At 40.4% G+C, this 14,525-nt stretch carries 2 protein-coding genes; both read left to right on the top strand.

Going from position 1 to position 14,525, the window contains the following annotated elements:
* Positions 1-314 precede the first annotated feature (314 nt).
* Positions 315-8,378: a type I polyketide synthase gene (locus tag LC605_RS02600; RefSeq protein WP_229546016.1), complete on the top strand. Its 8,064-nt coding sequence runs from the start codon at positions 315-317 to the stop codon at positions 8,376-8,378.
* A 67-nt stretch (positions 8,379-8,445) separates the two neighbouring features.
* The coding region (locus LC605_RS02595; RefSeq protein ID WP_229546015.1) for a type I polyketide synthase at positions 8,446-14,525 on the top strand (6,080 nt) is incomplete at its 3' end.

Here is a 14,525-nt window from a genome sequence, read left to right as displayed (position 1 = left end):
AAATTGGCAAGATGTAGAGGGTAAAAGTAATGAGACTAATATAGGACTTACGCAACTAGCAGATTATTTTTATTTTGTAGTGAACGCGAGTGCGTCTCGTTGGCGTGGTCACTGAGCGTAGTCGTTGGCGCAGCCTAAGAAGAGAAGTGCAGCCTAAGAAGATAAGAGAGGACTTTAGTTCTCAAAATCAGAGATGAAGCCCTGACGACAAACTAAAAGTTTTAATTTTTTGTGGTACTTGCGTAAGTCCTAAGATTAATATTAGTATTTCGTCAATTAATCATCTATCAATTGCGATTGTAAAAATAAAATCTATGCCTAGTCCCCAGTTCAACAAACTCACCCAAACTCAGTTAGGTAAACAGCTTTTTGACGAGCATAATCAAGTAGAAGCATTGAAAAAATCAATCAGTTTTGGTGGGCAATTAGAAGATATTTTTAAAACTCTACCGGAAGTTTTGGTTGATGCTGCTTGCCATGAGGACAAAGGGATTACATATATAAAAAACGACGAATTTGAATATTTTCAGAGTTATAAAGATTTATATAATGACGCTTTAACCATTTTACGTGGGCTTACTCACCACGGACTAAAGTTGGGAGATAAAGTTATCTTTCAAATTGGTCGAAATCAGGATTTTATCCCGGCACTTTGGGCTTGCTTTTTAGGTGGAATCATCCCTGTACCTCTGACCGTTGCTGCTAATTATGATACAGACAATGCCGCAACTAAAAAACTTTATCATGTCTGGCAGATTTTAGATAAGCCGATAATTTTATCGGATTGCGAACTAATTGTCGAAATAGAAAAATTAGCTACTCAATCTCATTTACAAGGCTTGCGAGTCTTATCAATAGATAATCTAAGAAGTCATCAATACTTATCAAAACCAGAGTCGGTTGTAATTCCTCGGTTGACACCAGAAGATCCGGCGTTGCTGTTATTCACATCTGGTAGCACAGGTCTTCCCAAGGGAGTAATGCTGCATCACCGTAATCTTCTATCCATGTCCGCCGGTACAATGCGGATGAATAATTTTACACAAGCAGAAGTTACGCTTAATTGGATGCCCTTAGATCATGTGGGGGCAATAGTATTTTTAGGAATTATGGCTGTGGATTTGGCTTGCAATCAAATCCATGTACCGATTGAATTAATTTTGCGGCAACCCCTCAAATGGTTAGACCTAATTCAAAAGCATCAAGCTACTATCTCTTGGTCTCCTAACTTTGCATTTTCCTTAATTAATCAACAAGTCGAAGAACTTAATCAGTCTTGTTATAACCTCTCCTCAATGAAGTTTTTAGTGAATGCAGGAGAGCAAGTTTCGGTCAAAACTATTCGCTTATTCTTAGAACTTCTAGAGAAACATCAACTGCAAGATAGAGCAATTAAACCAGCATTTGGGATGACTGAATCTTGTTCTGGCATTACTTGGTCAGCAGGTTTAAATAAAGATGAACTCACCCAAGAGAATAGTTTTATATCTCTGGGGAAACCGATTCCTGGGGCTACTATTCGGATTGTTGATCAAGAAAATTATGTTTTACCAGAAAACGAAATTGGGCGACTCCAGATTAAAGGGTTTTCACTGACTGAAGGATATTATCAAAACCCTGAACTCAACCAAGAAGTTTTTCAAGATGGCGGTTGGTTTACTACGGGAGATTTGGGCTATATCCATAATGGTGAGTTATTTATTACTGGTAGAGAAAAACAAGAAATTATTATTAATGGTATTAACTACTTTGCCCATGAAATTGAAACAAACATAGAAGAATTAGATGGTGTAGCTGTTTCTTATACGGCTGCCTTTGCAGTTTTTGACCAAAACAGAGAAACAGATTTATTAGTTATTACTTTTAGCCCAGAATCAAATAATTTTGAAGAATGGGTAAAACTAGTTAGAGAGATTCGCAGCCATTTAACCCAGAAAATAGGCATCGCGCCGACTTATGTGATTCCCTTAGAAGCTGAACTAGTTGCGAAAACATCGATTGGTAAAGTTCAAAAAGCTAAATTAAAAAAAGACTTTGAGCAGGGATTATTTGCAACTCGTATTCAAGAAATTGATGAGTATTTGGTGAAAGAGAGAAATAAAACCCAAAGCTTACCAAAGTCGGAAAATGAGCGCCAAATTGCAGCAGTTTGGTGTGAAGTATTGCAACTTTCGTCAGTGGGTTTACATGATAACTTCTTTGAATTGGGAGGGCATTCTCTCTACTTAATTCGTGTCCAAAACCTGCTAGAAAAACTTTTTGAGCGTCAGCTACCTATAGCTGAGATGTTTAAAAATTCTACAGTTGCGACATTAGCCAATTTCTTAACTGAAGAATCGAATTCAACCAAAGTTACAGAAGAAAAAAGTCGCCAGCGTGCCGAAAACCGTTCGCTTCGCAGTCATGATACTCATGATATTGCCATTATTGGCATGGCTGGGCGATTTCCGGGGGCTAACAATCTGCAAACTTTTTGGGAAAATCTCAAAAACGGAGTCGAAACAATATCCTTCTTTTCGGAAGAGGAATTATTAGAATCGGGGGTTTCTCCTGAACTGTTTAATCAGCCTAACTACGTCAAAGCCAGACCAATTATCGATAAAGCCGAGTATTTTGATAGCGAATTTTTTGGCTACACAGACCGCGAAGCAGAATTGCTCGACCCTCAGCAACGTTTACTGCTCCAATCTAGCTGGGAATGTTTAGAAAACGCTGGCTATAATTCTCACTTATACCAGGGTGCGATCGCTATGTTTGCTGGGGCAAGCATGAACACCTATTTTATCAATAACTGTTATCCAAATCGCGGTCAATTAGATAGCACTGACGAATTGCAACCCTTCACATTAGATTCGATGGGAGGGTTCCAAACGATGGTGGCTAATGACAAAGACTATTTGACGATGCGGATTTCTTATAAACTAAATCTGCGCGGCCCTAGCGTCAATGTCCAAACAGCTTGTTCCACCGGTTTAGCAGTTGTGCATCTGGCTTGTCAAAGTCTGTTGAGTGGAGAAAGTGACATGGCCTTAGCTGGTGCTGCTTCTGTTAACTCTCCTCAAAAGATTGGTTATTTATATCAAGAAGGTTCGATTATTTCTCCAGATGGGCATTGTCGCGCCTTTGATGCCCAAGCCGATGGTACTATTTTTGGTAGTGGCATCGGGGTTGTTTTACTCAAGAGATTAAAAGACGCTTTAGCAGATAACGATCATATCTATGCTGTCATTAAAGGATCTGCCATGAATAACGATGGTGGCACAAAATTGGGATTCGCAGCACCCAAAGGAGAAGGTCAGACTTCAGTAGCAGCCGAAGCGCTAGCCTTTGCAGGAGTTGAAGCTGATACTATCGGCTTTGTAGAAGCTCATGGTACAGGTACTAGACTCGGAGACCCCATCGAAGTTGATGCACTCGCTAAAGCATATAGCGCTGCTAAACAGGGAGAGTGTGCTTTGGGGTCTGTGAAAACAAATATCGGACATATACAAATTGCTTCTGGTATTGTCGGTTTAATCAAAGCTGCTCTAGCTCTTAAGCATCATATTATTCCCCCGACTTTACATTTCAATATTCCCAATCCCCAAATTGATTTTTCTAAGACTCCTTTTTATGTCAATAGCGAAGCCATACCCTGGACTGCAAAGCAACGAGATGGCAAAGAATTACCTCGACGAGCAGGGGTGAACTCTTTAGGAATTGGTGGTGTGAATGTTCATGTTGTGCTAGAGGAAGCTCCCACCATTATTCCTCAGCAGAATGAGATTAAGCGTACCCAGCATTTACTGACACTTTCTGCCAGAACAGAACAGGCTTTGGTAGATTTAGCCAAAAACTATGCAGAATTTCTCGAAAATCATCCCGAAAGTAATATCTGTAATGTGGTATTCACCGCAAATACTAGTCGAGTTAAATTCTCAAATCGGTTGGCGGTGACTGGCTCTCAAATTAGTGATTTTGTCACCAAATTACGTAGTTTTGTCCAACAAGATGTAGAGTCAGTAATTTCTGCTCAAGTTGATGAAAAGAAGCCTCCTAAAGTTGCCTTTTTGTTCACAGGACAGGGTTCTCAATATCTGGGAATGGCTGAACAACTTTATCAAACCCAGCCAACTTTTCGGCAAACTTTAGATCGATGTGAAACAATATATCAAGAACTAACTGATAAATCTTTACTGCAAGTCATATTTGCTAATTCAGATGTGGATTTAAACCATACATCTTATACGCAACCAGCTTTATTTGTTGTCGAAGTAGCATTAGCTCAATTGTGGCGTTCTTGGGGAATTGAACCTACTGCGATTTTGGGACATAGCTTGGGTGAATATGCTGCTGCTTGTTTTGCCGGAGTTTTTGATATTGAGAGTGGTTTAAAACTTGTTACCAAACGTGCTAACCTGATTGGTGAATTGCCAGCAGAAGATGGCGCGATGGCGGCTATTTTTGTAGATGAAAATTCTATTGTTCAATTTTGCCAGAGCCAAGGAATAAAAATAGCGATTGCAGCTATCAATGGCGAACAACATACAGTAATTTCCGGTGAACGAATAATTATTCAACAAATTTGTGAACACTTTATCAACGAAGGAGTTAAAGTTCGTCAATTAAAGGTTTCTCATGCTTTTCACTCACCATTAATAGAGCCGATATGCGAAGAGTTTAAAATTACTCTCCAGCAAATTTACTTCGCTAAACCTCAAATCCCTATAATCTCTAATCTGACGGGAGAAGTCGCTGATGACAGCATTGTTACTCCTGAGTATTGGATTGAGCATTTGTTGCACACTGTGCAATTTCATCAAGGAGTTTTGTCTCTGCAATCTTTAGGGTGTGATACTTTTATCGAAATCGGCCCGAAACCTGTTTTATTAGGAATTGTCCAGTCATCGATATCTAACTCTTTGATATTACCAAGTCTGCGTTCAGGATTTTCTGACTGGGAGGTTTTATTAGAAAGTGTTGGCCAGCTTTATGTTCGTGGTGCAAATATAGATTGGTTTGGTATTGATAAAGACTATCAACCTAGAAGATGTCCTTTACCAACCTATCCTTTTCAGCAACGCCGACATTGGATTCCTTTAAAGACTCAATTGCAAACTTCTTCAGAGGAATCTGTTGTTGTCAAGATGCTGTCTCAAAAAGATCCAAAAAGCTTGATGCAGACTCTACTAGAAACTGGCAATTATTCGGAAGGGGAAAAACAAACTTTATCGGCAATTGTTCAACAATTAATCAAGCTGCATCATCAAAACACAGATAATTCTAGTTGTGAGAACTTACTTTACCAGATGGAATGGTTGCCTTATGCTTTATCAAACAGGGAATTACAGAATCTAGAAAAATTTCAAATTGATTTAGACTCTTATCTAGGAGAACAAATAAAATCTGCACCAATTACTGGAGTTGCTCTAGCTTTTAGGGAGATGGAAGAACTTAGTGCAGACTTTATTGTTAAAGCTTTAAAAGATTTGAAATTATTTGAAATCAATACTATCTTTTCTCCAGAAAACAGTTTTCGTCAGACTGGAATGAAACAGGAGTATAAATTGCTATGGAATCATTGCTTGAAGATATTGGTAGAAACAGGGCTTCTAGAAAAGCATGGCGATGACTGGAAAATCATCAGTGAACCGCAAGAATCTCACCCTGATTTAACAGTAGATAATTTAATTTTTAAGTACCCAAATGCGCGTGTAGAACTGACACTGTTTAGTCGAGTAGCTGCCAAATTAGCGGACATACTTACAGGAAAAATTTCTCCTTTATCTATCTTATTTCCCCAAGATGAGCAAATTGGAGCCGCGCAGTTTTATAAAGAAACATCTTGGGCAAAAGTTCTCAATCTTGGTATTTCTAAAACAGTTGAGCTTTTATTATCAACTTATTCTCCCTCAGAACCAATCCGCATTCTAGAAATTGGTGCGGGAACTGGAGGAACTACCCATCAACTACTCAAAGCTTGTACTTGTCACCAGATTTCGTACACATTTAGCGATATCTCACCATTCTTTCTTGAGACTGCCAAAGATACCTTTGCTCAGTTTCCCTTCATAGAGTACAAGGTTCTGGATATCGAAAAAGACCCGGAGCTTCAAGGTTTTTTACCCAGTTCTTATGATTTGATTATTGCGGCAAATGTATTACATTCTACGCGGGATTTGCAAAAAGAAACCTTACCTTACATTCGCGGTTTACTGCGTCCTGGAGGACATTTATTACTGTTAGAACTTACCCATCGATCGCGGTGGATTGATTTGATATTTGGTGTGGCTCAAGGTTGGTGGCGGTTTAGCGATGCCTACGGTGACAAGCCACGCAATTTACGACCAGATCATCCCATAATTGCAGCGTCTACCTGGAAATCTATCCTCTTAGAATCTGGCTTTGCTCAAGCTGAATTTGTTTCTCCTGACGAAAAAATCGGTAGTCCTTTATTCCAGCAAAGTATCATTGTTGCCCAAAATGCAGAAAATAATATTTCGGGAGATTGGCTAATTGTTACAGATAGTGAGCAAAATCTGGCGTTAGCGATTCAAGAGCAACTGATAAAATATTCTGGCTCGTGTGCGATCGCCAATCCAGAGCATAGCTTTGAGCTAGACACGTCTTGGCGTGGGATAATTTATCTTGTTAGCGATCGCCACAATCAATCTGGGTCAATTTTATTTAATCGCTGTAGCCGTTTTCTAAATCTTCTCCAGGCGATTAAAAAAATCGCAAATCCTCCGAAATTGTTCCTCGTCACCCTAGGCGGTCAACCATTTGGACTAGAACAACCATCTTTTGTTAATCAGTCTCCCCTTTGGGCTTTGGGGCGCGTTGTGGCGCTAGAAGAACCAGAATTATGGGGGGGAATGATTGACCTTGACCCCCACGCCGATATTACTCAAAATCTTGCGGCTTTACTTCTAGCATTAACAAACTCTGTTACAGAAGATCATCTTCTCTTCCGCAATAATCAAGCTTATGTGGCGCGTCTGGTTCCACAGCAATCTTTACCGACAAAACCAGTTACTATCCAAACTCAGGCGACCTATTTGATTACAGGAGGAATTGGTCATCTAGGATTGCAACTTGCTCACCATTTGGTTGATTTGGGTGCAAAAAATCTCATTTTGACTACCCGCCGTCAATTTCCTTCCCGAACTGAGTGGGGGTCACAAGTAGAATTTTCAGATATTATTCAAAATCTCATTACTTTAGAAGATAAAGGCGCATCTGTGGAAGTTTGTCAAGCAGATGTGGGAGATTTTCAGCAAATGTCTGGCATCTTTGAAACTATCCAAAAAACATCCTATCCGCTACGAGGTATTTTCCATCTGGCTGGAGTATCAGGACGCAAAACGCGATTGAGTGAATGTACTTTAGATGATATTGAAGAGGTTTTTCAAGCCAAAGTTCGGGGTTCCTGGAATTTACATCAATTATCTTTAGAGACGGAATTAGATTATTTTGTGTTTTTCTCTTCCGCAGGTGCAATTTGGGGAGCGAAGGAGCAAGGTTTATACGATGCAGCTAGTCATTTTATGGATGCTTTGGCTCATTCACGTCATCTTCAAGGATTACCAGCTACCACTTTGAATTGGGCTTTATTAGCTGGAAATGGTATAGTTTCTCAAGAGTATGAAGATTGGCTAAAACAAATTGGGATGAAAGAAATTGCTTTAGATAAAGCTTTTCGAGCAATGACTGCTGTTATGGCATCTGGGAAAACGCAAGTTTTATTAGCTGATGTCGATTGGGTTAGGTTCAAAAATATTTATCAATTTCACAGCAATAAGCCTATTTTAGAAAAATTGGGAGAACCCCAAATATCTGTTAAATCTGTTAAAAAATCAAGCTCATCACGCCGTTTTATAGAAGAGGTTCCGCCAGGAGAACGTCGAGAGCATTTGTTTGCATATATTGGAAAGCAAGTTGCTACGATTTTGGGAATCAAGCAGATGCCTGACCCGGATCAAGGATTTTTAGAAATGGGGATTGATTCTCTGCTTTCTATTGAGTTGAAAAATAGATTAGAAAAAGGTTTGGAGGTTTCTTTGTCTGCTTCTTTGATATTTGATTTTCCGAATATTACAAAATTAGGTAATTATTTGGTAGAACAGGTTTTTGATTGGCAGGTGAATGCAGTTGTAGAAGCTGACTTTTCACGTTATGTGGAAAAACAAACGCGAAACCTAACCCCCCAGCCCCCTTCCCTACAAGGGAAGGGGGAGAATTCAAAGCCTCTCTCCTTGCAGGAGAGAGGTTTGGAGAGAGGTTTTCCAGAACCCGTGAAAAGTCAGGTTGTAGAAGCTGCTTCTATTCAGCAAGAGGTTAATCAGGATTTAATTTTGCAGGAACTTGCAGATTTGGAGGCTTTTCTTGGTAATTCGTAATACTTCGACTCCCTTCGACTACGCTCAGGGCAAGTCGCTCAGTACAAGTTCGTAATTCGTAATTAATATGGATATATCAGATAACGATAAGGCTGTCCAAGCTAGGGTATTTAAGGCGCTGAATGAAGCGAGGGAGAGATTAAAGGCTGTTGAAGCTAAACAAAGTGAACCGATCGCAGTTGTTGGTTTGGGTTGTCGTTTTGGTAATAATATTTCTACTCCCCAGGCGTTTTGGTCTTTTCTCAAAGCTGGTGGTAATACGCTGAGGGATATACCGCGCGATCGCTGGAATGTTGATGATTTTTATGATTCAGATCGTGGTAAAGCTGGTAGAATCTACGTGTCTCAAGGCGGTTTTCTCGATGATATCTCGATGTTTGACGCGCAATTTTTCGGGATTGCACCGAGAGAAGCTTTGCATATTGATCCTCAGCAACGGTTACTGTTAGAAGTTGCTTATGAAGCGTTGGAAGATGCGGCGATGGCTGCGCCTAGTTCTAGAGTTGGCAAAACTGGGGTTTTTATTGGAATTACCAATAATGATTATACTCGTCTGATTGCGCCGGGTGGTAATTATAGCACAGTTGGGGCTTATCATATCTCTGGAAATCATCTAAACGCTGCTGCGGGACGCATCTCTTATCTGTTGAATCTGAACGGCCCTAGTTTGGCTGTGGATACGGCTTGTTCTTCTTCGCTGGTGGCGATTCATTTAGCGTGTCGTTCTTTGCGATTTACTGAATGTCGTCAGGCTTTGGTGGGAGGTGTCAACCTGATTCTCACGCCGGAAGTACCCATCGCCTTGTGCAAAAATCAGATGTTAGCTGCTGATGGTAAGTGCAAAACCTTTGACGCCAGCGCTGATGGGTTTGGGATTGGTGAGGGTTGCGGAGTCGTCGTTTTAAAAAGGTTGAGCGAAGCCTTAGAAGATGGCGATCGCATTTGGGCGTTAATTCGGGGAACGGCTGTCAATAATGACGGTGCAAGTGGCGGTTTTACAGTTCCTAATGGCCCTATTCAAACAGATTTAATTCGTGAAGCTCTCAATGATGCACGTTTGAGTGCCGATGTCATTGATTATATCGAGGCTCACGGTACTGGTACAGCTTTGGGAGATCCGATTGAAATTAAAGCGATCGCTGATGCTTTATGTGTCAATCGCTCGAAGTCGCAACCTTTGTTAGTCGGTTCTATCAAAACAAATCTCGGACATCTCGCGGCGGCGGCGGGGATTTCTGGTTTCATCAAGACTGTATTATCTATATATCATTCGGAAATTCCGGCTCATCTGAATTTCCAAAAACCAAATCCTCATATTAATTGGGATAGTTTACCCCTTGATGTGGTGACACAATCTCGTCCTTGGACTGTTAGTAATGGGAAGATAAAAGCGGCTGGAGTTAGTTCTTTTGGAGCGTCGGGAACCAATGCTCATGTAATCTTGAGCGAACCTCCGCAAGTACAATCCTCGACTCAAACAACATCCCCCATACTAATTACCCTCTCTGCTAAAGACGACGAGCGCTTAACCCTCTTAGCTACTCGCTTCCTCAGCGTCTCTGCGTCTCTGCGTGATATCGCCTTTTCTTTAAATACAGGCCGTTTTCATCATAAACAACGACTGGCTTTGTTGGTTTCTAGTGTTGACGCTTTTCGGGAGGGGCTTCGGAATTTCACGCAGAGGCGCAGAGGCGCAGAGGTAGGAGGGGTTATTTGTGGGGAGGCGCAAGGAAATACTAAGGTGGCTTTTCTTTGTGGTGATGAGGGAGTGATATCTCCTGGGGTGGCGGAAGATCCTGTGTTTCGTGAGGCGTTTGCTCGATGCGATCGCTTATTCCAAAATTATTTAAATTTTTCTATTAAAGAGTTACTTGATAAAGATCAAGATATAGATCATCCTCTATATGTGCAACCGACTTTATTTGCTCTGCAATATACTCTTTGTGAACTTTGGAAGTCTTGGGGGATTCGTCCTTCGGCAATTTTAGGTTCTGGTTTGGGTGAGTATGTCGCGGCTCAACAAGCTGGAGTTTTTTCTATTGAAGATGCTGTTAAATTGGTTGCAAGTCACGCTCGTCTGTTGAATCAAAAAGTTGGGGAGGACGGATTTTTAGCTTTTCAAAAAATAGCTGAAGAAGTTTCTTATCATAATCCTCAACTGACTTTAATTTCTCATGGTGAAGTTGTTGGTAGTTCTATTAAAACTGCTGCTTATTGGGTGCAACATCTGCGTCAATCAGATAATGTTGCTAAGGGAATTGCCACTTTGCATCAGATGGGCTATCAAATATTTCTCGAAATGGGAACTCAGCCTAGTCTAATTAATATTGGTCGTCAAAATTTACCTGACAGTGAAATCCTTTGGTTATCTAGTTTAGCTCAAGATGTTAGCAATTATCAGCAAATACAAACTGTTTTAGCAGAACTATATGTAAGAGGAGTAAATATTAATTGGCAAGAATTTCATCGTTATCAACCAGGGCAGAAAATTAGTTTACCAAATTCTCCTTTTATCCGCAAACGCTATTGGGTAACTCCTGTTAATTCTCATAACTATGCACATCCTTTATTAGGCGATCGCTTACCCTCTCCTCTATCTTCTATTCAATATCGAGCTAGTATTAGTCAGAACAATCCAGCGTTTTTAGCTGAACATCAAGTTTTTGATCAAGCTATCTTTCCCGGTGCGGCATTTATTGAAATGGCGTTAGCTGCGGGAGAAGGTAAGGCAGTTAGTCTAAAAAATGTTGAATTTAATAAAGCTTTATTGCTTGGAGATACCGAAAATGTTTTACAATTAGTTATTGATAAAGAACTCTCGAAAAAACAAAGTTTTCACATATATAATCAAGCTGGGAATAATTGGGATGTACTTGTTTTTGGAGAAATTGAGAACTTACAACCAATTAATTTAACTACCCAAAATTTAGAAGAAATAGAAGCGGAATCTCCCGAACAGGTTGACATTAATTCATTCTACGAAAAATACAAAAAATCTGGGGTAAATTACGGTAGTAACTTTCAGCTAATTCATCAACTTCATCGGAGTAAAAATAGGGCGATCGCTCGAATTAAGTTAACAGATAATCTACATTTAGCAGCGAAAAAGTATCATTTTCACCCAGCAATGCTTGACGCTTGTTTTCAGGCGATCGCAGCTATATTATTTGAGCAAGATTCATCTTCAACTTATGTCCCAATCCGCATTGCTAAATTCCAATTTTTCCGCTCTCCAAGTGATAGCATTATCAGTGCAGTTAGATTAACGAAAAGTTACCATAGTTTAATTGTATCGGATATTGATATTTATTCAGAACAAGGTGAATTACTAGCAGCAATTACCGGATTTGAACTCAAATCAGTTCAACGCCAAGAAATTATCCGCCATGCAAGTCAAGCTCAATCTTATATAGAAGAATGGATTCCCCTACCACCATTATTACCCGATGGTAGAGAGTTTTTACTTACTCCCGATATCATTAAAACCCAAGTCCAACTACAGCAATTAGAACAGCAGTTAGCAGATAAATTGCGTCAATATGAACGCTTGCTGGGTGAGATGGAAACTTTAAGCGTCAGTTATGTATGGGAAGGTTTAAAAAAGCTTAACTGGGAACCGAAATTAGGTGAAACTTATCAAGAAGAAACAATTGCGGCTCAAGGTGGAGTCGTTGATTTTTATCGTCCCTTATTATCGCGCTGTTTCAGCATCCTAGCCGAAGAAGGAATTGTTACTCAGCAAAAAGATGGCTGGTTATTAGCAAAAGAACCAATTACATCTTCCTGCCAATCACAAATTCCATACCTTCGCAGCCAATTTCCCGATTACCTTGCAGAAATCAACCTGATAGAACGTTGTGGTTTAGCTTTAGCAGCTGTAATGCGTCGCCAAATAGAGCCATTAGAACTACTATTTCCCCAAGGCGATTTAAATGCGATCGCATCTGTGTATTCTGATGCGGCTGGGGCTAAATTGATGAATGAACTAGTTGCAGAAACTATTAGATGTGCAGTAGCCAACTTACCAACAAATCGCCAGCTAAGAATTTTAGAAATCGGAAGCGGAACCGGATCAGCCACCACAGCAATTTTACCGCATTTAAATAATAGTCAAATTGAGTATGTATTTACCGATATTTCCTCAAGATTTTTAACCAGAGCCAAAGAAAACTTTAGCCATTATCCCTTCATAAAATATCAAACATTAGATATAGAAAAAAACCCGCTTACTCAAGGTTTTCTCCCCAGAAGCTTTGACATTATCATCGCGGCCAACGTCCTCCATGCAACAGCAGACATCGACAAAACCCTCCAACACGTACAATCCCTAAGCGCACCCAACGCCCTACTAATAATATTAGAAAGCACCGGCGCACGTCGTTGGATAGATTTAACCTTCGGCTTAACAGAAGGCTGGTGGTTATGTAGTAAAGATCCCCAACGCAACGGTTATCCTTTACTAAATACAAAACACTGGCAAAACCTACTTACTAATCATGGGTTTGCAGAAACTAATATCATCGAACCAACCAACCCAAAAACACACAACCTCTTAAAACAAACCATAATCATCGCCAAAAACAACCTTCCTCCTCTCTGCGCGACGGACACTTTGCTCAACGGGGGGAACCCCCGCCCGCAAGTGTCCTCCTCTGCGCCTCTGCGTGAATTAATCTTTACTGATTCCAAAGGAATCGCCGAAACTTTAATCCCCCCATTCCAACAAAAAGGAATTACTTGTTCACTCATCTCCCCCCAACAAATTAATCCCGACTTATTCACCCCAGAAACCCGCGAAATAATCTACCTCTGGCCATTACAAGAAATAGAAGGTGAAATATATCAACAAGTAGAAACTCATTGTCAACGCTTCCTATATTTAATTCAGGTATTATTACAACAAGAAAATCCCCCCGCCCTCATCCTCATCACCCAAGGCTCCGTACCAGCAAAACAAGTCACATCTCCAGCACAATCTTCCCTATTAGGAATTGCCTTAAGCCTAATACTAGAACACCCTGAACTAAAATTTCGAGCCATAGATTTAGATCCTAACGAACAAGATGTAGGAGAAAAATTATTCCGAGAAATTTACCACGATACCCAAGAAACCCGCATCGCCTTACGTGGAAATGAACGCTTTGCTCCGCGTTTAGTAGAGCAAAAATTAGCAGAAGGAAACATCAATTTCCGTCAAGATAGCTGTTATCTAATTACTGGTGGTACAGGCGGATTAGGTTTAGCCACCACCCGATGGATGATAGAACGTGGCGCTCGTCATTTAGTATTATGCAGTCGCAGTGGTGCAGAAGCTCTCACCCCTGAAATTATTGCAAATCTGCAATCAATCAACGCAGATATCCAAATCAAAGATGTTGATGTCACAGATGCCGAAAAACTGCACACTATACTACAAGAATGCCGATCGCACTATCCTATGCGGGGAATTTTCCACATCGCCGGCACTTTAGACGATACAACATTACTGCGACTCACACCAGAACGTTTTAACCATGTTCTCGCACCCAAAGTAAAAGGAACTTGGCTACTGCATCAATTAACGCTCAATGATCCTTTAGATTTCTTCGTTTGTTACACCTCTGCTGTATCCCTAATTGGCTCGGCGGGACAAGCTAATGCGGCGGCGGCCAATGCCTTTGAGGATGCCTTTGCCTATTATCGTCATGCACAAAATTTACCTGCAACAGTAATAAATTGGGGGCCGTGGAGCGAAATTGGTGCAGCAGTCGATCGCAATGTTTTAGAAAGATTAGCAGCCAAAGGTTATAATGCGATCGCACCTGATTTAGCACTCAATACTTTAGAAAAAATCTTATTTAACAAGATTGTTCGTGCTGGTGTAATTGCCATTGATTGGCAACGTTTCCCCTACATCAACCAAAGCTTTTATCAAAACTTCTTACCTCACGTAAAAACTAAATCTTCAACTGCATCAAATATTTTAGAACAATGGCAAACATTACCTGTAAAACAGCGTCGAGATTTGCTCATTAACCATATAAGTTTGCGCGTCTCCACTGTATTAGGACTATCAAAAAATGAAGTAGTATCTCCCCAACAAGGCTTTTTTGATATGGGGATGGACTCTCTCACCTCTACAGAACTTCGTAATCTTATCCAAACAGA

Source organism: Nostoc sp. CHAB 5836, assembly GCF_020829445.1.
Classification (GTDB): domain Bacteria; phylum Cyanobacteriota; class Cyanobacteriia; order Cyanobacteriales; family Nostocaceae; genus Nostoc.
This window is presented reverse-complemented; position numbering and strand designations above follow the sequence as displayed.

Coding starts and splice junctions, on each gene's coding strand:
- LC605_RS02600 (WP_229546016.1), top strand. CDS start 315: ATGCCTAGTCCCCAGTTCAACAAACTCACCCAAACTCAGTTAGGTAAA.